The sequence below is a fragment of the Haloarchaeobius lipolyticus genome, assembly GCF_051208015.1.
In the GTDB taxonomy this organism is placed as follows: domain Archaea; phylum Halobacteriota; class Halobacteria; order Halobacteriales; family Natrialbaceae; genus Haloarchaeobius.
The window spans coordinates 176,853-197,928 of sequence record NZ_JBPKGF010000004.1; the positions used below are offsets into that span (position 1 = coordinate 176,853).

16 protein-coding genes are annotated in these 21,076 nt (G+C 65.3%); 4 read left to right on the top strand and 12 right to left on the bottom strand.

The window, feature by feature from the left end; translation table 11 throughout:
• Nucleotides 1–17: 17 nt before the first annotated feature.
• The gene (locus ACSC1Y_RS13235) at nt 18–896 is read right to left on the bottom strand and encodes a DUF726 domain-containing protein (protein WP_435335370.1); all 879 of its coding nucleotides are present in this window, start codon (nt 894–896) and stop codon (nt 18–20) included.
• Nucleotides 897–1,086: 190 nt separating this feature from the next.
• Between ACSC1Y_RS13235 and ACSC1Y_RS13240 the strand changes: the two genes are divergently transcribed.
• Nucleotides 1,087–3,015 carry a PAS domain-containing sensor histidine kinase gene (locus ACSC1Y_RS13240; protein WP_435335371.1) on the top strand — a complete coding sequence of 643 codons (1,929 nt, stop codon included), beginning with the start codon at nt 1,087–1,089 and terminating at the stop codon, nt 3,013–3,015.
• A gap of 148 nt (nt 3,016–3,163) precedes the next feature.
• Here ACSC1Y_RS13240 and metG read toward each other — a convergent pair whose 3' ends face one another.
• The 6 genes from metG to ppsA all read right to left on the bottom strand — a co-directional run bounded on the left by metG (nt 3,164) and on the right by ppsA (nt 11,450).
• Nucleotides 3,164–5,239 carry a methionine--tRNA ligase gene (gene metG, locus ACSC1Y_RS13245; protein WP_435335372.1) on the bottom strand — a complete coding sequence of 692 codons (2,076 nt, stop codon included), beginning with the start codon at nt 5,237–5,239 and terminating at the stop codon, nt 3,164–3,166.
• A 256-nt stretch (nt 5,240–5,495) separates the two neighbouring features.
• Nucleotides 5,496–6,053, bottom strand: coding sequence for a hypothetical protein (locus ACSC1Y_RS13250; protein ID WP_435335373.1), 558 nt, complete (start codon nt 6,051–6,053; stop codon nt 5,496–5,498).
• A 140-nt stretch (nt 6,054–6,193) separates the two neighbouring features.
• Complete coding sequence (locus tag ACSC1Y_RS13255; RefSeq protein ID WP_435335374.1) at nt 6,194–6,811, bottom strand: YqaA family protein; 618 nt, start codon at nt 6,809–6,811, stop codon at nt 6,194–6,196.
• A gap of 26 nt (nt 6,812–6,837) precedes the next feature.
• A complete protein-coding gene (gene mfnA / locus ACSC1Y_RS13260) occupies nt 6,838–7,911 on the bottom strand; it encodes a tyrosine decarboxylase MfnA (RefSeq protein ID WP_435335375.1) in 1,074 nt (357 codons plus the stop codon).
• Between the two features lie 68 nt (nt 7,912–7,979).
• A complete protein-coding gene (locus ACSC1Y_RS13265; protein ID WP_435335376.1) occupies nt 7,980–9,023 on the bottom strand; it encodes a DUF7537 family lipoprotein in 1,044 nt (347 codons plus the stop codon).
• A 102-nt stretch (nt 9,024–9,125) separates the two neighbouring features.
• Nucleotides 9,126–11,450, bottom strand: coding sequence for a phosphoenolpyruvate synthase (gene ppsA / locus ACSC1Y_RS13270; RefSeq protein ID WP_435335377.1), 2,325 nt, complete (start codon nt 11,448–11,450; stop codon nt 9,126–9,128).
• Nucleotides 11,451–11,690: 240 nt separating this feature from the next.
• Between ppsA and ACSC1Y_RS13275 the strand changes: the two genes are divergently transcribed.
• A complete protein-coding gene (locus ACSC1Y_RS13275) occupies nt 11,691–12,617 on the top strand; it encodes a hypothetical protein (protein ID WP_435335378.1) in 927 nt (308 codons plus the stop codon).
• 22 nt (nt 12,618–12,639) lie between these two features.
• Here ACSC1Y_RS13275 and ACSC1Y_RS13280 read toward each other — a convergent pair whose 3' ends face one another.
• The 4 genes from ACSC1Y_RS13280 to ACSC1Y_RS13295 all read right to left on the bottom strand — a co-directional run bounded on the left by ACSC1Y_RS13280 (nt 12,640) and on the right by ACSC1Y_RS13295 (nt 16,866).
• Entirely contained in the window at nt 12,640–13,539 is a 900-nt protein-coding gene (locus ACSC1Y_RS13280; protein WP_435335380.1) for a PhzF family phenazine biosynthesis protein, read from the bottom strand.
• Between the two features lie 81 nt (nt 13,540–13,620).
• Entirely contained in the window at nt 13,621–13,824 is a 204-nt protein-coding gene (locus ACSC1Y_RS13285; protein ID WP_435335381.1) for a hypothetical protein, read from the bottom strand.
• 136 nt (nt 13,825–13,960) lie between these two features.
• The gene (locus tag ACSC1Y_RS13290) at nt 13,961–15,715 is read right to left on the bottom strand and encodes a GMC family oxidoreductase N-terminal domain-containing protein (protein WP_435335382.1); all 1,755 of its coding nucleotides are present in this window, start codon (nt 15,713–15,715) and stop codon (nt 13,961–13,963) included.
• Nucleotides 15,712–16,866 carry a hypothetical protein gene (locus tag ACSC1Y_RS13295; RefSeq protein WP_435335383.1) on the bottom strand — a complete coding sequence of 385 codons (1,155 nt, stop codon included), beginning with the start codon at nt 16,864–16,866 and terminating at the stop codon, nt 15,712–15,714. The genes ACSC1Y_RS13290 and ACSC1Y_RS13295 overlap by 4 nt, the downstream gene beginning before the upstream one ends.
• A gap of 320 nt (nt 16,867–17,186) precedes the next feature.
• On the opposite strand from ACSC1Y_RS13295, the gene ACSC1Y_RS13300 reads away from it, so the two are divergent.
• Nucleotides 17,187–17,957 (top strand): IclR family transcriptional regulator, encoded by a 771-nt coding sequence (locus tag ACSC1Y_RS13300; RefSeq protein WP_435335384.1) that lies wholly within the window; start codon nt 17,187–17,189, stop codon nt 17,955–17,957.
• Between the two features lie 162 nt (nt 17,958–18,119).
• Nucleotides 18,120–19,598, top strand: a complete 1,479-nt coding sequence (locus ACSC1Y_RS13305; protein WP_435335385.1) for a class I adenylate-forming enzyme family protein — start codon at nt 18,120–18,122, stop codon at nt 19,596–19,598.
• Nucleotide 19,599: 1 nt separating this feature from the next.
• Here the strand turns inward: ACSC1Y_RS13305 and thiC are convergent, their stop codons facing one another.
• The gene (gene thiC, locus ACSC1Y_RS13310; RefSeq protein WP_435335386.1) at nt 19,600–21,027 is read right to left on the bottom strand and encodes a phosphomethylpyrimidine synthase ThiC; all 1,428 of its coding nucleotides are present in this window, start codon (nt 21,025–21,027) and stop codon (nt 19,600–19,602) included.
• Between the last annotated feature and the right edge of the window lie 49 nt (nt 21,028–21,076).

Here is a 21,076-nt window from a genome sequence, read left to right on the forward strand (position 1 = left end):
CTGCTCTCGTGGTCCACTCACCAGGAGTCGACGACAGCCGGCATACAGCCGTCGCCCGGTTCGTAGTACGAGTTGTGGTCGGGGACCTGTGCCGTGACGTCCCGCTCCTGGTAGTTGTATGGCGCAGCGAGCCCGTCCTGGATGCCTTCTTCACCGAGTGCCGTGTCCCACTCGGCCGACGAGTAGGCCCAGTCGAGGACCGCGTCGTCCGTCTTGTAGAAGTTCCCGAAGCTGCCCGTGGCGTACTCGATGTCGTCGCCGTAGTCGTCCTCGGTCGAGACGGACTGGTCGGGAATCGCGGCCCCGACCAGCGAGACCGTCTCGACGGCGTTGTAGTAGCCCCAGGCGTGGAGGTTGTTCAGCGCACTCACGACCACCTGTGCGCCGAGTGAGTGCCCCACGAGACGGATGGGGTCACCGCCGTCGTTCACCCAGTTCGCTATCCAGTTGGCGAGCTTCGGCCCGTTCCGTTTCGCGATGTCGACGGCCGTCCACCAGCCGCGGTCCGAGTCCCACGAGTAGCCGACGTTCGTCTGGTAGACGCCGTTCTCTTCGAGTGCGAGCTCGCAGGTGTACGCGCCGTCGATGTCGTCGTCGTTCTCGTCGTCCTGACTCCAGCCGTGGACGAACACGACGATCTCGTCGTGCCACGACTCGGTGTACCTGGCCCAGTCACCCTCGCCGTAGTAGTTGTAGGTCGTTCCGCTCGCCGTGAGGTTCCCGTCCTCGTCGAAGTGCCCACGCGTCGAGACGAGTGGGTAGTCGGCGGGTGCCGAGTAATCGCCGTTGTCGCCACCTGCAGCGGCGACGCCAGAGAGACCACCGATGGCAGCACCACCGGTGGCCAGTCGTTTCAGCACGGTTCGCCTGTCGAGTCCGTGGCCGGAGGTCGTCATGGACGGGATGACTGACCGAGGGTAGAAAAAGATATTCCATTGACAATCATTAGAGACAATCTCCGATGGTGCTTTTATAGTTCGACTGCTGTTCTGCGGGCGGTGCCGTGATATCGCCTCGTGTGATTCTGGCCACAGGAGGCCAGTACGGTTATCAATATTCGAGTGAATACCTGTGAGAGACGGCCCAATGCAGACCGAACTTCGGCTCCTGTACGACGTCGACGACTCGGCGGTCGCCGCGTGCGTCAGGGAGGCTGCTCGCACGCGACCAGCGGTCGACGCGTTGGCGATCACGGCCAGGGATTTGTCGGCCGACCACGTCTGCCAGGGGGGTTCGACAACCGACTGTCTGGTTCTCACGGAGCAGACCGACGGCGTCGATGCGCTCGACGTGGTGGAGCGAGTCCGAGACGAGATACCCGAGCTGCCCATCGTCCTCTGCCCGGCGGCTGGTTCGGAGCAGTTGGCGAGTGACGCAATCGCCGGAGGAGTCGACGATTACGTCCCGGCGGACGTCGCTGTCGCCGACCGCGAGGCCTTCGTCGACCGGATTCGAACCGCAGTCGAACGGCACGCGGCACGGACCGACCAGCCGGCGATGGAGGGGTTCAACGACGTCCTGCAGCGAGTCACCGACGCCTTCTTCGCCATCGACGATTCGTGGAAGGTGACGTACTGGAACCGGCAGATGGAGGAGCGGACCGGCCGGCCGGCCGAGACGGTCCTCGGCGAACGACTTGACGAGGCGTTTCCGGCCGGTACCGACACCGAGCTGTTCGAGCAGTACCGGCAGGCGATGGAGTCACAGGAGGCCTTCTCGGTCGAGACCTTCTACGAACCGGGGGGATACTGGCTCGAGGTCCGCGGCTACCCGTCGGAGAACGGCCTCTCCATCTACTCGCGCAACATCTCCGGCCGGAAGGAGCGTGAGCTCGAACTCGAACGGTACGAGACGATGGTCGAGACGGTCGGGAACGGCGTCTACACGTTCGATGCGGACTACTACTTCACGGCAGTCAACGACGCGATGACCACGCTGACGGGCTACGACCGGGACGAGCTGATCGGGTTACACGCTTCCGATATCTTCGACGAGACCGACCTCCAGCGTGCCAAACGCGCACGCCAGGCGCTCCTCGAGTCGCCGGAGAACGTGATGACGGTCGAACGGGACATCCTGCGGGCCGATGGAGAGACCTTCCCCGCAGAGATACACTTCGGGCTCCTGCCGTTCGCGGACGAGTTCCGGGGCACGGCCGGCGTGATGCGAGACATCACCGAACAGAAGGCCCAGCAGAAGCGTCTGCGGGAGCAGAACGAACGCCTCGACGAGTTCGCGAGCGTCGTGAGTCACGACCTTCGGAATCCCCTCAACGTCGCGAGCGCGAGTCTCGACCTCTATCGCGCGACCGACAGGGAGGACCTGCTCGACGACATCGAGGACGCGAACGAACGGATGGCAGACATCATCGACGGCGTGTTGACGCTCGCTCGCCAGGGCGAGACCGTCGACGACCCCACACCGACGCCGCTTTCGTCTGTGGTCGACCTCGCCTGGGCGCTGGTCGACACCGGGGGTGCACGGCTGTTGAACGAGGTCGACGCGACCGTCGCGATGGACGAAAATCGTTGTCGGGAACTGCTCGAGAACCTGTTCCGGAACGCCGTCGAACACGGTTCGACAGACTACGGGACCCGGTCCGGTGACACCGTCGAGCATAGCTCGACGAGCCCCCAGCAAGCTGAGGACGCCGTCGAATATGGTTCGACGAGCCCCCAGCAAGCTGAGGACGCCGTCGAACACGATCTCCCGGAGTCCGAACGTGGAGGCCCGGAAGAAACAGACTCCGCCGCGGCCGGTGATCCGGGAACCGAACTGACCATCCGTGTCGGCACGACGTCGGACGGGTTCTTCGTCGAAGACGACGGCATCGGAATTCCATCGGTAGACCGCGAGTCGGTCATGCAGCCGTCGTTCACGACGAACGAGCACGGGACGGGATTCGGCCTCTACATCGTCGAGCAGATCGCCGAAGCGCACGGCTGGTCGGTCGATGTCGAAGCGAGCGAAGAGGGAGGAGCGCGGTTCGTGTTCGGGGACGTCGAGCTGCGGTGAGCGTCCCGATTTACTTCTCACGTGGTGTGTGCGCGTCGACCGACAGAGGTTGATGGGTCGCCTTCTCCCGGGTCGTCCCGTCGTGATACGCCGACCCGTTCCGCGATGAGCGTCCCGTGTCGAGAGAGGGCGACCGTTTCGAGTCGCCTTACTGCACCTTCGTACCTGGGACGGCGTCGCCGTGCGTCGTCAGCAGGTCGGCCTGGTCGCCGGCGGCCAGTATCATCCCGTTCGACTCGACGCCGAACAGTTCCGCCTTCTCCATGTTCGCAAGCAGGACGACCTTCGTGCCGGGCAGTTCGTCGAGGTCGTGGAGCTGTTTGATGCCGGCGACGATCTGGCGCGTCTCGAAGCCGATGTCGACCTCGAGCTTCGCCAGTTTGTCGGAGTCCTCGATGGGCTCGGCCGTCTCGATGCGGCCGACGCGGATGTCGAGGTCCTGGAAGTCGTCGAAACCGATGCGCGAGTCGAGCAGGGGTTCGAGTTCGTCGCTCATGGTGGCCTCTCCTGCCTCGTCGGTATCGTCACTTTCGCTTTCGTCGTCCTCGTCGCTGGCGGCCTCGGAGATGCGCGCCTCGAGCTTCTCGTTCAGCTCCTCGACGCGTTCGTCCTCGACCTTCTCGAACAGCTCCGAGGGCTCGTCGAACTCGGCTGCCGGGGGTTCGAGCGCGGCGTCGGTCGTGACCGCGTGGACGTCGCCCTCGCCGGCGAACTGGCTCCACGCCTCCTCGGCCTTGCCGGGTGCGATGGGCTCGAGCAGGAGCGTGACGGCCTTCGCGATCTGGACGCAGTCGCGGATGACCGGCGCGGCCTCGTCGTCGTCGAGCTTCCACGGCTCGTGTCCCTGGATGTACTCGTTGCCGAACTGGGCCAGCTTGACCGCGGCGTCGCCAGCGCGGCGGATCTCGTACTCGTTGACGGCGTCCTGGAAGTCGTCGACGGCCTGTTCGATGCGGTCTGCGACCTCCTCGGAGACGTCCACGTCCGGCGTCCCGCCGTAGTTCCGGTGCGCGAATAGCAGGCTCCGGTAGAGGAAGTTGCCGACGGTACCGACGAGTTCGCCGTTGACGCGCTCCTGGAAGCGGTCCCAGCTGAAGTCGAGGTCCTGCTGGAAGCCGCCCATCGTGGTCAGGTAGTAGCGGAGCAGGTCGGGGTGGAAGCCCTCGTCGAGGTACTCCTGCGCCCAGATTGCGCGGTTCCGGGAGGTCGAGAGGCCCTTCCCGTTGATGGTGACGAAGCCGGTCGCGCAGATGGCGCGCGGGGCGTTGTACTCTGCGACGTGCAGCATCGCCGGCCAGAAGATGGTGTGGTGCTGGATGATGTCGCGGCCGATGACGTGCAGAATCTCCCCGTCTCCTTTCCAGACCTGCTCCCAGTCGTACTCGTCCGTTCCGACGCGCTCCGAGTACTGCTTCGTGCTCGAGATGTACTCGATTGGCGCGTCGACCCAGACGTACAGCACGAGGTCGGCCTCGTTCTCGCCGGGGTAGTCGATGCCCCAGTCGAGGTCACGGGTGATACACCAGTCCTGCAGGCCGGACTCGATCCACTCGCGGGGCTGGTTCTTCGCGTTGCTCGTTCCCTCGAGGCCGTCGAGGAACTCGGTCAGGTAGTCAGACAGTTCGGAGACCTCGAAGAAGCGGTGCGGGCGCTCGCGGTACTCGGCGGGGTTCCCGGTCACGGAGGAGACGGGGTCCTCTATCTCGCCGGGTTCGAGGTGGCGGCCACAGCCCTCGTCGCACTCGTCGCCGCGGGCGTGCTCGCCACAGTACGGGCAGGTTCCCTCGACGTAGCGGTCGGGGAGGGGCTGGTCCTCTTTCGGGTCCCAGGCGACCTTTATCTCCTTCTCGTAGACGTACCCCTCCTCCTCCAGTTTCCGGACGATGGACTGGGTGAGCTCGGTGTTCGTCTCGTCGTGGGTGTGGCCGTAGTTGTCGAAGTCGATGTTGAACCGCGGGAACATCTCCTCGTACTGTTCGTGGTAGTCCAGGGCGAACTCCTCGGGCGAGACGCCCGCCTTCTCGGCGTTGACGGCGATGGGTGTGCCGTGCATGTCGGAGCCACAGACGTATGCCGTCTGCTGGCCGAGTTTGCGGAGGGCGCGGTTGAAGACGTCTGCACTGGTGTAGCCCCGCAGGTGGCCGACGTGGAGGTCGCCGTTCGCGTACGGCAACCCGCAGGTCACCACCGCGGGTTCGTCCGTCGGAAAGTCGTCGTTGCTCATGGGTGTGTCTGCTATCGTGCGGGCCTAAAACCCGCTGGTTCCGGTTCGTTCTGTCGACTGTACGGGCAGCCGTCCGGATTTCAGACCGCGCGGAGAAGTCGTATGACCGACCCACGTCGCGAGCCAGCCGTCCAGACGCACGGCTCACGCCATGCGCATACGGCGGTTCTCGGGGACGTGACGGGTCGGTCGTGTCACGGGTGACAGTGGGACGGTCTCGGGTAAAAAGGCTTCGCGGGAAGGGTGCACCCCCGGCTCAGCGGAGCAGGACCTCCGCGTCTGGATTCTGGAAGGGGTAGAGGACCACCTCGCCGCGCTTTCTCGCGTCGTTCACGATGCCGGTCGCTTCGCGACGGTCCAGTCCGCCAAGTATCACCATTGCGTCCAACAGGTACTGTTTCGGGACCCGTGGAAGCCGTTGTCGGGACGCCGGGCTATCCGGCGACGACACGAGGTCGTCACGCATCACGGCGACGTACTCCCGGGGGTCGGTCTCGTCGTGGAGTCGGGCGTGCCAGTGGACGGGGAAGACGCTGATCCGGCCCGGGCCGACCTCGAAGAGCGACGACTTCTCCCAGACGCCATCGGCTGCGACGTGGGCCTCGAGCTTCCACTCCATCTGTTCGACGGTGAACGGGGCGAAGCCGCCGAGGTCGTCGACTATCGCCGCCGCGTAGGCGTCGAGCACCTCGCGTGGAACGCCCGGCCCCTCGCGTGGATGCTTCTCCTCGATTATCCTGACGAAGTCGTGGAACGTCAGCCACCGTCCCAGCTTGAACAGGGACTCCAGCGTCTGCTCGTCGATGGTGACCATGCGTAGTGTGTACGAGAGTCACGAGGATAAGTCGTGAAGGCTACTCGCTGAGAGGTTCTGAGGAGTGACGTGGGCGACCGACAGGGGAAGACGGCCGGTATCGATGCGGGAGAGAGTCGGTGTATAACGGAACAGAGCCGCTACAGCAGCGCGAACGCGCCGCTGAAGAACAGCACGGTGACGAGCAGCCGGCCCACGCTCCCGGCGAACGTCGCGAGGGCGAACTTGAGGTAGTCCTCCTCCAGCACCGAGAACGCGTAGATGGAGAGGGTGTCGGGGAAGAACGGTACCGACAGCGCCATCGCCAGCCCGAGGTAGCCGTAATCCTGGGCGAGCGAGACCGTCTTCTTCTCGGACCACTCGACGATGTTGAACCGCGAGTTCTTCAGGAACCGGACGACCGGGCCCGCTTCCTTCGCCTCCTGCCCGATGTGGAACGCGAAGACACTCCCGCACGCCTTGCCGAAGCCGCTCGCCACCATGATGAGCCCGATCTCGACCGCGCGGGGGAGCCCGAGGTGGAGGTCCGGAACGAGGACGACCTCGCTCGGGAGCGGGAGAACGAACGCGATGAGGAACGAGTAGATCCAGATGATGACGAGACCGACCCAACCGCTGGCCTCCTTGACGAGCTCTTCGAGCGTGTGATAGTCGGGGATGAGACCGAGGGCGAACAGGTCGGCGACGGCACCGAGTGCGGTATCCAGTAGCAGTGAGTCCTGAGCGGTTGTCAGCACCGAGACGAGTTCGGGTACCACTGGTTCGGTCTGAGAAGCCGTCGACCCTAAGTGTTGATGTTCGCCGTCGGGACGAGACGGTCGACGTCCGACAGGAATGACTCGAGCATCTCGCGGGTAACGTGGGGCATCATGACGACGCGCATCTCGTCGGCGCCCGTCCGAGAGACGCGCCAGCCCACCTCGCGCAGCGACTCGAACAGGTCCAGCGGGACCGAGGCCGAGACGAGCGGGAGGTCTGGCTCGACCACGTCGAAGCCACGGTCCCGAAGCTCCGCGGCGAACCAGTCGGCGTTGGCCTGTGCGAGCTCGTAGTTCTCGCGGTAACCGTCGGGCCAGAGCTCCTCGATGACGGCGGCGGCACTCGCCACACCCGCACCCGAGCGGGTCCCGGTCAGCGTCGCCTGCTTCGCGGATTCGAGGTAGGGCGTATCGACGGCGAGTGCGTCGAACAACGAGCCGTCGCGAGCCAGCAGGCCACCGGCCGGAATCGCCGCCTGTCCCATCTTGTGCGGGTCGATGGTCATCGTGTCGACGGCGGCGTGGCCGAAGTGCCACTCGTGGTCGGTGAACGGCAGGACGAACCCGCCCCAGGCCGCGTCGACGTGGAGCAGGGCGTCGTGCTCGTTGGCGATGCGGCCCAGTTCGGGGATCGGGTCGACGCGGCCGTACTCCGTCGAGCCGGCGACGCCGACGATACAGGCAGTGTCCTCGTCACAGAACCGTCGTACTGCGCCGAGGTCGACGGTGTAGTCGTCTTCCAGTGGCGCGATGCGGAGTTCGACGGCCAGCACGTCGGCGGCCTTCTGGAACGAGAAGTGGGCGCTCTCGGGGACGACGACGTTCGGGTCGCTCGACACCGAGTGGTTCCGCGCGATGCGGACGGCCTGGATGTTCGCCTCCGTTCCGCCGCTCGCGATGTAGCCGGCGGGGTCGGACAGTCCGACGACGTCGCCGAGCAGTTCGACGGCCCTGTCTTCGAGCTCGGCGACCGCCGGATACGTCCCCGGGTCACCTGGATTGGTCGCGAGAAATCGCTCGGCGGCGTCGCGGGCGACCGGGTGGGGTGGTGTACACATCGAGGAGAGAACCCGGTCGAAGTCCTGTGGCTGGCCGCGCATATCCTAACGGTGCCGCCAGCGGAATTTAGGGATTGCGTTCTGGGGAGCCTCCGGGGCTTCCCGCGCCGCTACTTCTCGTTCGAGACGTAGGCCGTCTCGACGGTCTGTGCGCCGTTGTACAGCGCCACGCGGACGTCACCGTCGATGGCGGCCGCTCCCGTCGGCTTCTCGTGCGAGCCGAGGTGGATGGTGGTGAACACGTCCTCTTCGTTGTAGACCGTCGCGGTCTGTCCGGACGTGAACTCGCCGTCGAAGACGCCGACGATAGCGTCGGTCTCACCCTCGGCGGTCACGAACTCGGCGACGAACTGCGTCCCGGCCGGGATGGCGTCACCACCCTGGTGGGTCACCACGATAGCGTTCTCGCGCACCTCGAACGAGAGCTGGGCGATGGTCATCTCGCTCCGCTTCGAAGAGACCCACGCGGGTTCGGAGACGGCGACGTCGCCGGTCTTCACCGACAGCGTGATCGTCGTCTTCGTCGCGTCGTCGCCCGAGTCGGACTCGATGGTCGTCTTCAGCGACTCGACGAGTCCGTCGTCTCGGACGGTCACGGTCGAGCTCGCGGTGACGACGTTCTGGTCGGTGCCGATGTTGACGTCGGAGGCGGTGAGGACGGTCGTCCCGCCGTTCGACGACTCGACCTCGTACGGGACGGCGCCGAGGACCCCTGTGAGCAGGTCGTAGCCGGACAGCTCGTCGTAGACGGCTTCGACGTTGTACCCACTGTAGACGGTCTCACCGTCGGTGGTCAGGCGCTCGTACGCGGTCTCGTCAGCGCTGTAGACCACGCGCTCGAACGAGTTCTCCCCGCCCGATTCGGTTCCCGTCAGGAGGAACGCGCCGTCTGCCGTCGACAGGACGGTCGTCCCGGCCGTGGTCGTTTCGTCCTTCGTGGTCGTCTCGACGCCGATGGTCAGTTCGTAGCCGTTCGAGTAGAGGACCTCCTCGTGGGCCGCGAGCAGGGCGTCGAGGTCGTCGATACCCGAGGCGCTCACGCCCGGCGGGTAGGCGGTCGTCTCGGCGTTCGCAGAGTCGATCGTCCCGATGCTCCCGACGCAGCCCCCGAGGACGACGAGGGCGACGACGGCAACGCTGGCGATAGCTTTCACGTACAGAGAACTGCCGGCTTCACTGAAAAGGCGGATTACCGATACGCTGAGGTGACGTGATTACCTCCCCGGTCCCTCGGGAGTGGGTTGTCCGGGTCTGGCTCAGCGGACCGAGTCGAGCAGCAGCTTCTGTTCGACGCGCTTGACCTCGTGCTGGACGTCGCGCACGGCGTCGATGTTCGCGGAGATGGAGGAGACTCCCTCGTTGACGAGGAACTGGACCATCTCCGGCTTCGAACCGGCCTGTCCACAGATGGAGGTGGCGACGTCGTTCTCGCGGCACTTGCGGATGGTCTGGCCGATGAGTTCGAGCACGGCCGGGTGGAGCTCGTCGAAGCGGTCCGCGACGTTACCGTTGTTCCGGTCGACCGCCAGCGTGTACTGGGTCAGGTCGTTCGTCCCGAACGAGGCGAAGTCGATGCCGCAATCGGCCATCTCCTCGACGCACAGGGCCGAGGCGGGCGTCTCTATCATGACGCCCCAGCGGCGCTTGTCGGGGTCGATACCGGTCTCTTCGAGGAGGTTCCGGGCGCGGATGACGTCCTCGGCGTCGTTGACCAGCGGGAACATTATCTCGACGTTGTCGTAGCCCATCGAGAACAGGCGGCGGAACGCCTCGAGCTCGTGTTTGAACAGTTCGGGCTTGTCGAGGCTGCGGCGGATGCCGCGGTAGCCCAGCATCGGATTGTGCTCTTTGGGTTCGTCCTCGCCGCCTTCGAGCTGGCGGAACTCGTCGGTCGGGGCGTCCAGGGTGCGGACGCGGACCGGACGCGGGTAGAACTCCTCGGCGACGGCCTGAACGCCGTCGATGATCTCCTCGACGTACGCCTTCTCGCCGTGGTCCTCGATGTACTTGGCGGGCGTCTTGTTCGTCGAGAGGATCATGTGCTCCATGCGGAGCAGGCCGACGCCGTCAGCACCGGTCGCGGCGGCGCGCTCTGCCGCCTCCGGGATGGAGACGTTGACCTTGACCTCGGTCGCGGTCATCGGCTTGACCGGCGACTGCGGACGGACCTCTTCGACGGGTTCGCGCTCGGGCTCGCTCGTCTCGGTGCGACCCTCGCGGATGGTTCCCTTGTCGCCGTCGAGCGTGATGAGCTGGCCGTCCGAGAGCATCGAGGTGGCGTTGCCCGTACCGACGACGGCCGGGACGCCGAGTTCGCGGGAGACGATAGCGGCGTGGCTGGTCATGCCACCCTCGTCCGTGATGATGCCCGCCGCACGCTTCATCGCGGGTACCATGTCCGGGGTCGTCATCTCGGTGACGATGATGTCGCCCTCGCCGACCTTGTCGAGTTCGTCGAGCTTGCGGACGATCTGGGCCTTGCCCGAGGCGATGCCCGGGCTCGAGCCGAGACCCTGTACGAGGACGTTCGAGCCGGACGCGGCCTGTGTCGCACCGCTGCCGTCGGTACTCGCGTTCGCGGCCTCGCTGCCGACGGCCTCGTCGACGCGCGTCTCGCCTGCATCGCCGATGTCGCCCTCGGAGATCGTCGTGATAGGGCGGGACTGGAGCATGAAGACCTCGCCGTCGACGATGGCCCACTCGACGTCCTGCGGGGTATCGTAGTGCGTCTCGACAGTCTCGCCGAGTTCGCGGAGCTTCGAGAGCTCCTCGTCCGAGAGGACGCGCTCGTTGCGCATCTCCTCGGAGACGTCGACCTCGACGGTCTTGCCCGTGTCCGGGTCCTTGACCATCTGGGTCTTCTTGTCGGCGACGGTCACCTCGACGACCTCGCCGCTCTCGCGGTCCAGCACGTAGTTGTCGGGCGAGACGGAACCGGAGACGACGGCCTCGCCGAGCCCCCACGCGGACTCGATGATCATCTTCGGCTCGCCGGTGGAGGGATGGCTGGTGAACATCACGCCAGACTTCTCGGCGTCGACCATCAGCTGGACGACGACGGCGATGTTGACGTCGTCGTGGCTGAAGCCCTGCTGTTTGCGGTAGTAGATAGCACGCTGGGTGAACAGGGAGGCCCAGCACTCGCGCACCTTCTCCAGGAGCTCCTCCTCGGTGATGTTGAGGAACGTCTCCTGCTGGCCCGCGAACGACGCGTCCGGCAGGTCCTCGGCCGTCGCGGAGGAACGAACGGCCACGAACGCTTCGCCGTCACCGACGTCGGCGTAGGCTCCCAGAATCTCCTCGCGGAGCTCGTCCGGGAACGGTGCGCCGAGGATGAGTTCGCTCGCGCGGGACTCGGCTTCGGCGAGGGCTGCCGAGTCGTCGACGTCGACGTCCACGGCCTCGAACAGCTCCTCGTCGATGCCCGCTTCTTCGATGAATTCGCGGTACGTGTTCGCCGTGACGACGAAGCCCGGGGGGACCGGAAGCCCGGCAGATGTCAACTCGCCGAGAGAGGCCCCTTTGCCGCCAACAGACTCGATATCGTCGGCGCGGATTTCGTCCAGCCAAAGTACTGCCATTCCTATGCGTGGAGATTCCGTGACGACACAAGAAGATTCCGACAAACCATGATAGGGAACACTCGAATCTGAGTTAATGTTCAGCCGCATCCGGGGGTTAGTGAACGAACATCGAAAACAGAACTCGTATTCGAGTTTCGAATCGAACAGATGTTGACTTTCGTGGGAATACCGCCACACCCGGCCACCATGTCGAAGAAAGGCCAGAGAGACTATAGGATACGACGGTGACACACGGCTATGAACGCAAAACAGACGGTGAAGCTCGTGTCGTACTACCGGGCACTCGCGTTCGCTTTCTTCGTGATAGGGTGGGGACTCGTCGCGGCCGGGGTCTACCTGAGCAACGTGCGGGCGGCGTCGGAGCTCGTGCTGCAGGACCCTCTCGGGGCGATCGCAGCGCTCGACCTCGTCACGTTCGGCGTGCTGACCGTACTCGGGCTGGCGGTGTGGCAACTGGGCAAGTCGGTCGCGATGGTGAAGACCATCGGCCGAGCCGTCGCGGCGGCGGAGAACGATGAATCGGACCAGCAGCTCAAGAGCGAGGTGCTCGACGTGGTCAACGACCAGATGAGTAGCCTCGAAGCCGATCTCCGCTCCGAGATTCGGACTGCTTCGAACGACAGTGGCTCGGGTCGAACCGCCGTCGCGGCGACGACGTCGGGACCGGCGACGACCGGTGGCTCGAACCCGGGTTCTACGAGCAAGGCCAAGGGCCGCTCGTCCCGCGGAACCGGGTCGTCCACTCCCGGTCGTTCGGGGTCGTCCGGTTCGACTGCGAGTTCGTCGGCCGCGTCGAAGCGGTCCACCGGGACCGACAGCTCGTCGGGGAGTGCTGCAGGCTCTGCAGGTCGTTCGAGCGGTTCGACGGGCGGCTCGGGCGGTTCCTCGTCGTTCCGTGAATCTCGGCCGAAGAACGCCGGCTCTTCGGAGCGCAACGCCGGCTCTTCGGAGCGCAACGCCGGTTCAAGCAGGAGCGCCACCGACGGCCGAGACTCGGGTAGCAGCGGGGCGTCCAGAACCGACGCAGCTGCCTCCGGACAGACCAGTACGCGCGAGGCGACGTCCGGAAAGTCCAGCTCCGAGACGGACACCCCTGACCGGTCCCGCCGACGGTCGAGGGAGACCGAGTCGTCAGACGACGGGTCGGACGACCCGCTCCGCTGACCCGCGGTCGGTCGAACCGCGTTCAGACCTCGAGTATCTCGTCTTCTTCCGGTTCCGGAACGACCAGCGAGCCGTCCAGCACCGTCACGCTCCTGCCACCGACGCGGATGGGCTCGGTCCGGACGCGAATCTCCCCCGGCCGGTCGACGTAGTGTCCCTGTTCGACGACGACCTCCTCCGGGAACTCGTCGGCGAACGCGCCGAAGTGGTCGAGGTAGGCAGTCACAGACCCCGCGCCCGTGCCACAGACCGGGTCCTCGGGGATACCGGCACCCGGGGCGAACATCCGGGCGTGGAGCGTCGATTCCGGCCCCACGGCGTCGAGCGTGAAGGCGTACAGTCCGGTCGTTTCGAGCTCATCCGTCAGCGACTCGACCGCCGCGAGGTCGGGGTCGACGTCCCCGAGATGCTGGAGGAAGTTGATGGGGACGACGAGGTAGCTCGCCCCGGCGGAGGCGAGTGCGACGGGAAGGTCTGCGCCGACGTCCTTCATCGTCTCGGGGTCGATGCCGAGTATCTCGCCGAGCCGGTCGTACGAGACCTCGACCTCCTGAACGTCTGGCTCGCTCCCTTCGAGCCAGACGGAGCCGTCGGACTCGACCGTCACGTCGAGGACGCCCACATTCGTCTCGACCGCGTGCGTGCCCGCTTCGACCACGTCCTCCTCGTACAGGTGGCCGAACGCCGCGACCGTCGCGTGGCCACAGAGGTCGACCTCGGTCGTCGGCGTGAAGTACCGGAGGCGGTGGTCGGCCTCGTCGCTGGTCAGGACGAACGCCGTCTCGGAGACGGCGAACTCGTTCGCGATCGCCTGCATCTGGTCATCGGTCAGGTCGTCCGCGTCCGGGACGACGCCCGCCGGATTTCCGGCCAACGGCTGGTCCGTGAACGCGTCCACCTGTACCACCCGGTAGGTGTTCATAGCCGACCCGAGGAACGGTCACCCCAAGAAAGTGGCGCGTCGGTCGGCGTCGACCGTACGGTCCAGCGCGCGAGCACGAACTCAGAGGAACCGTCGCGCCACGACCGGTGCGCTGGCCAGTGCGAACAACACTGTTCCGACGAGGAACGCGAGGCTCGCGCCGGTCCGGATGCCGTCCGCCGCACCGAAGAAGACGCCGCCAGCACCGGCGGCGAGAACGGTCGCGACTGCGGCGACGAAACGCGGGTCGCGTGGCGAACTCGGGAACTCGGTCGGCTGGGACATGGGGGAACCATACCGACCAGAGCTCCTTCAAAGTCACGCGACGAGCGCCGATGTCGACGCCTCGACGGGGAAGAACCGAACCGAGGAGGTGCGGTCGGAAGTAGAGCGTGGTGAGTTAGAAGTAGAGCTGTGCGGGTTAGAAGTAGAGCTGTGCGATCTTGTCCGCGGTGCGGAGCGCGAGCGCCTGCCCGGTGTTCGTCGGGTTCGGGCCGCCGAGGCCGTTGGCGAGCGCGGAGTGGTCGGCGACGAACAGCCGGTCGACGTTGTACGCCTCGGCGTTCTCGTCGAGCACCTGGCCCATCCGCATCGACGACTGCATGTGGAGCAGGAGCGGCGGCCAGTCACACCGGTGGACGTGCTCGGCACCCGCCTCCCTGTGGATGCGAGCGGCGATGCGACAGAGCTCGTCGCGCTTCGCGTCGTCGTCCGGGTGGGGCTCCCACTTGACCTTCGGGACGGGGCCGTGTTCGTCGCTGAAGGTGTTGTCGAGGGAGACGCCGTTCTCCTGGCGCGGCAGGTCGTCCGTGAGGATGAGCAGCGCCTTCGACTGCTTGTAGTTCGACATCCGGCGCTTCAGTTCCTCGCCGACGACGTAGCCGCGAGTGTCCCACGGCTCGTCGGGGTCGGTCGGCGTGTCGAAGCTGTAGCCCGCCTGGCTGAACAGGTAGTCGGCGTAGGAGACGAGGCCGGGCGACATCCCGATGTCCTCCATCCCGCCGATCCCGGGCTTGTCGAAGCGGACCGCGGAGTTCTGCCCGATGTACGGGTCCATGTGCTCCTCCTCGGGGTTGATGTTCGCGATGGTCTCGTCGTCGTAGACGCCGACGACCCAGTCGAACCAGTGCGTGGTGAGTCCCTTGCCGACCCAGCCGTCGTTCGGCAGCCCGGAATTGAGCCAGAGGCGCGGCGTCTCGATGCAGCCACCTGCGAGGACGGTCACGTCGGCGTTGACCGTCTGGGTCTGTCCGGACCAGGAGTCACGGAAGGTGACGCCGGTCGCCTCGCTCGACCCGAGGCTGTCGTCCGTCTCGATGTTCGTAACGTACGCGTTCGGTCTGAGCGCGACGTTCCCCATCGAGTCGTTCTCGTTCGTGTCGAGGGCGCGTGGGACGTAACCCACGTTGCTGGACTTGCGGGCCTTGTCGCGGACCGGGGCGTCGACTGGCGTCGACGAACCCTGGAAGTGGTCGCCGACGAGGGTGTCGCCGCGGAACCCGTCGTCGTAGCTGAACGAGCCCTCGTAGTCGGCGTCGAGCTTCTTCCCGGTCGAGGTCTCTCGGCCCGGTACCTCGACCGCGTTGGCCTGCGGCCGCCAGCCGGTCTCGGTGACGTTCTTCGTCTCGATGAGGTCGTAGCCGGCGTTCTTCGCCCCCTCGATGAACACCTCCTCCTTGGCGGTCATCGGCGCCTGCTGGGTGCTCGTGTTCTCCTCGTTGAGCTGGTAGTAGGGGACAAGCTCCTCGTAGTCGATGGGCCAGTGCGGCTGGTCGTTGATTGCGGTCGGGTACGCCCGCGGGTGGTTCGCGAAGTAGTGCAGCGAGGTCCCGCCGACGGCCGAGATCTGCCAGATGAAGGCGTTCTGGTGCAGGTTGCGGAACCAGGGCGCCCGCGAGTGGTCTGCCGGGCCGACCCGAAGGTAGCCGTAGGTCGGGTCGTTCGCGTCCGCCTCGCGGTGGGTGAACTGCTCGTCGAGCAGCTTCCCGTCGAGGTCGTCGGGGTCCGTACTGACGGTGCCGCCCGAGTCAGCGTGGGGCTTGGGCCACTGCTTGTTGCCGTGCCACGCGCCGCCTTCAAGCATGAGCACGTCGAGGCCGTGGTCGTGCGCGAGCTTCCAGGCTGCTGCGGGACCGTCTGCGCCAGCGCCGACGATGACGACGTCGGGGTCGTTCATTGCGTCCCACCTCCGATGCCCTCGAGTACGTCGTCGCCCTCCAGGTCACGCGGCAGGTCCAGTTTGTCCGCGTCCGGGTCGTCGAACCCACCCTTCACGGCGTGTCGCCAGTTCGCGGCATAGCCGGGCTGGGGGCCGGGATACTTCGTCTGGTCGCGGCTCTGTACCTCGTCCGGTGGCGTGGCCATCGTCCGCTCGTTCGGCGTGTTCGTCTTCGTGTCGCCGAGGCCGGACCACTCGGTGTAGTAGCCGAAGCCGTGCAGGCCGTTGACGGCCATGACGACGTACTTCAGGATGCCGACGTCGGGGATCAGCGGGGAGAGCAGCTCGTCGAGGTCGTCCACGACGCTGCCGTCGACGATGGTCCAGAGGCAGCGCAGGCGGTCCTCGCGCGAGAGCTGGACGAAGGTCCCGCCGGCGGGGAACTCGGTCCGGTCACGTTCGATGGCGTCCTCGTTCTTCCCGAGGGCGATGAACTCGGCGGCGATGACGTCGAAGATGAAGGTGAACGAGGGCGCGTACGGGTAGTTCTGGAGCACCCGGTGGGTCGATTCGTTCGCCGTTTCGACGACGAGGTCGAAGTCGGCGGGCCCGGACGCCGTGTCGACGGCGACGGCGAACGAGACCTCGAACTGGTCGACGGGGCCGAAGGTCAGCTCCGCCTCGAGGTCGTCGGCGTCGATACCGAGCCCGCTCAGGAGCTCGTTCAGCTCGAGGACCGTGAGGTCGGCGAGGTCCAGCAGCGCGTCGAGGTCGGAGCCGGAGCCGGTCGTATCGAGGCTCGTCTCGAACATGTCGGCGGGCATCTGGTCGTCGGGGACGCTACCGAGCAGTCCGGGGTCGGTCACCATCTCGGCACGGATCTCCTGGAAGTGGTTGAAGTCCCAGATGAGGAACTTCTCGAGCTCGACGTCGAGCCCGCCGGGCACGTGCTCGGGGCCGAGCTCGGCTTCGAGCTGCGGTGTCCGTGGGAGGATGGCGTCGACGATGGAGCGGTACGTGTCGGCCGTGTGCGGGTCACTCGAGAGCGAGTCCGCTATCGCGGCCTCCGCCTCTGCGAACGTCGCGTTCGACATGGACAGCGCGGCGAGTCCGCCGATGCCCTTCATGACGCCACGTCGGGTTGCCGACGCGTCGGTGGGTTCTTCCATGATAGACTATGACACCTTGTGTCCCGACCGATGGACGCGCCATATATAATATTTTTGTAGGTTAATCTAATACGATTGCTGTTCACCATCGTATGTGGTCATGAGGTTTGGTATGAAGCAAGGCTGTCTTGCTATTTCCATATTCTAATAATTGAAAATTATGTCCTAAACTTCATTCCACAAAACGCCAATTTTTACAAAATCATAATTATTACATCATATCAAATATTCTAATTTACTATGATTCTGAAATTTTTATCTGCTGATTTCCGTCCGACATCACCGGACGCTCTAAGTGGTCAGCGACACACGGAATCGGTATGGCTTCCTATCCGGTCTCGGCGGTCAAGCGCGCCCACGACGTGCTCCAGGTCCTCGTCGAGGAAGGAACTGCCGGTGCGACGTCGGTCGCGGCCGCCCTCGACATCCCGAAGAGTACCGCGCACGACCACCTCCGGACCCTCGAACGAATCGGGTACGTGCTCAACGAAGGAGGGACGTACCGGTTGAGCACGAGGTTCCTGGACCTGGGCGAGATCGCACGCAACAACGACGAGCTGTTCGCACAGGGGCGAGAGGAAGCGTTCCGACTCTCTCGCCGCGTCGACGAGACGGGATACGTCCAGCTCGCCACCGAGGAACACGGCCGGTGCGCCGTTCTGCTTGCACCACGGTTGCAACGCGAGAGTCTCGAACAGCAATCGACGACGTATCCGAGGCGGCCCCACCTCCACAGTAACGCTCCGGGGAAGGCCATACTGGCCACCGTCGATGCCGAGTCGGTCGAACGTATCCTGGCGAACCACGGGCTACCTCGCTGGACCGACGATACGATAACCGACAGGGAGGTCCTCTTCGAGGAACTGGAGCACATCCGCGAAGTCGGATTCGCGGTCGACGACAGCGAACTTCTGCCGGGAATGACCGGGGTCGCAGCGCCCATCGTCACCGACGAGACCGTTCACGGGGCGATCGCGGTCTACAGTGCCAGCGGGAGATTCCCCACCGACCCGGCCGAGTCGGCGTTCGTCGAACTCGTTCGTGAGTCGGCGGACGAGATAGAGGCGAACCTCATCTTCGCACAGGACTGACAGCGTGGGTGCCCCGTCAAGAGCTTCGTCCGACATCACCGGACGATATCCGGGCCGCCTCACCGTCCTGCTGACGAACGGAGGCTGGCGAAAAAGTGTCTGGGAAAACATATATCAGCGATGTTCAAAAACGACTTGATAGCACGGTCCATACCGTGACCCGTGAACTTCGCCAGCCACGTCGACACCGCCTCGCGGAACGCGCCATCCGCCAGGGCGGTCGGTGACCGGGAGGAGTCGTTGACGTTCTCCGAACTCGCGACCCGGTCGAACCGCCTTGCCAGCGCACTTTCGGCGAGGGGCGTCGAACCGGACGACCACGTCGCGATACACGCACCGAACAGCGTGGCGCTCGTCTGCACGTACCTCGGCATACTGAAGTGCGGAGCGGTCGCCGTCCCGCTCAACACCCGTTTCTCGGAATCGCAGTTGGAGTACGTCCTCAGCGATAGCGACGTCGTCTGCGTCGTCGAACACGACGACGTCGGAGGCGAGCTCGCGGCCGTCGACGGAGCGGCCGTCCGGTATACGGACCTGCTCGACGACGGGAAGGCGGGGTTCAGGACGAGACCGCGCCGCGCCGAACAGGTAGCCGAACTGCTCTACACGAGCGGGACGACCGGGGCACCCAAAGGCGTCTACCACACTCACGGGAACCTCCAGGCGAACGCCCGCGGGTACATAGAGTGTAACGAGTGGAGTCGGTCGGACGTGGCACTGACCGTCTGCCAGTGCTTCCACGTCACGGGGCTCAACATCACGACGACCCCGTTCCTCGCGCTGGAGGCCGAGAACCATCTGCTCGGTTCGTGGGACATCGAAGCCGTCCTCGGGGCCATCGAACGGTACGGCGTCACCTACACGTTTTTGATACCGACGATGGTCGTCGAACTGCTCGACCACGACGGTGTCGAGGAGTACGACCTCTCCAGTCTCCGCATCGTCGGGGTCGGGGGGTCGCCGATGCCCAAGCGGCGCATCGAGGCGGTGGAACAGCTGCTCGACTGTACGCTCATCGAAGGCTACGGCATGACCGAGACGACGCCGCTCGCGACGCTCAACCGACCGCACCCGGAGGGTCGGAAGGCGGGGAGCGTCGGCCAGGTGGCCGCAGATTCGGTCGAGGTCCGTATCGAAGACCTCCGGACACGCGAAACCGTCGAGACCGGCGAACGAGGAGAACTGCTGTGGCGCGGGGATACGGTCACCCCCCGGTACAATCGGAGTCAGCTCACGAAGAACGTCTTCGTCGAGCGCGACGGGAAACGCTGGCTCAAATCGGGAGACGTCGGCTGGCTCGACGAGGACGGCTTCCTGTTCGTCGTCGACCGTATCGAAGACATGTTCACGACCGGCTGTGGCGACGTTTACCCCCACGAGATCGAGGAGGTCATCTACGAGATAGAGCCGGTCCAGAAGGTCGCCATCATCGACACGACTGACGACGTTCGCGGGACCACGGTGACGACCATCGTCAAGCGTCGGAGCGAGGAGGCCGTGACCGCCGAGGACGTCAAACGCGTCTGTCGACGGAACCTCGAGAGTCACGAGGTTCCCGAACGAGTGATATTCGTCGACGAGTTCCCGCGCACGTCGACCGGGAAGATAGACCGCGGCAGTCTGCGGAGCGAGTTCGGGTGAGTCAGTTGCGGGTGGCGCGCACCGTTTCTGCATCCTCCTCGCGTGCGGGCCGCTCGCTCTCCTCGTGGGTTCCGACCGGCGGCAGGTTGACCTCCGCCGCGGCCGAGCCCTCGAGGTCGGGTACAGCGACCCGACGTTCGCGGTCACTCGCGTCCCGCGCGTCCTGGTCGATGCGCATCGAACAGAACTCGACGCCGCACATCGAGCAGAAGCGCGCATCCTTGTAGTTGTCCCCGGGCAGTGTCTGATCGTGGAACTCGCGAGCGCGCTCCGGGTCGAGCGCGAGCCGGAACTGCTCGCGCCAGTCGAACTCGTACCGTGCCGCCGAGAGCGCGTCGTCCCAGTCCCGGGCCCCTGGACGACCGTTACCCACGTCGGCGGCGTGGGCGGCGATTCGGTACGCTGCGAGTCCGTCGCGGACGTCCTGCTCGTCGGGGAGCCCGAGGTGCTCCTTCGGTGTGACGTAGCAGAGCATCGCCGCGCCAGCCTCCGCCGCGATGGCGGCACCGATAGCGCTCGTGATGTGGTCGTATCCGGGTGCGACGTCGGTGACGAGCGGACCGAGGACGTAGAAGGGAGCGCCGTCGCAGACTCGCTGTTGCCGTTCGACGTTCTCACGGACGCGGTCCATCGGGACGTGGCCCGGCCCCTCGACCATCACCTGGACATCGTGGTTCCACGCGACCCGCGTGAGCTCTCCGAGCGTGTCGAGTTCTGCGTACTGGGCCTCGTCACACGCGTCGGCGAGACACCCCGGACGGAGGCTATCGCCCAGACTGAACGTAACGTCGTGTTCGACGAATATCTCACAGATCTCCTCGAAGTGGGTGAACAGCGGGTTCTGTCGGCCGTGAGACTCCATCCACGACGCCAGTATCGACCCACCGCGTGAGACGATACCCGTTATCCGCCCGTCCGTGAGCGCCAGATGCTCGGCGAGGATGCCGGCGTGGATAGTCATGTAGTCGACGCCCTGTTTCGCCTGCTTCTCGATGACGGAGAGGAGCAGGTCCGCCGTCAGGTCCTCCGGCTGACCACCGGCCCGCTTGAGCGCCTCGTACAGCGGGACCGTCCCGACGGGAACCGGCGAGTGCCGGACGTTCGCCTCCCGAATCGAGTCGAGCTGGTCCCCTGTCGACAGGTCCATCACCGTGTCGGCACCGTGGTGGACGGCGGTGTGGAGTTTACGCCGCTCCTCGTCGGCGTCACTCGAGTCGTCGCTGTTCCCGATGTTCGCGTTCACCTTCGTCGCGAGTTCCCGCCCGATACCCATCGGGTCGAGTGACTCGTGGTGGAGGTTCGCCGGAATCACGACCTGTCCGTCGGCGACCTGCTGCCGGACGAACTCTGGGCTGACCCGTTCTCGCTCGGCCACACGTGTCATCTCCTCGGTGACGATGCCATCGCGAGCGTCTCGGAGTTGTGTCATCGACCACCAAGTGGTACCATTGAGTAATAAATCCCGGTGGTGTGAGCTC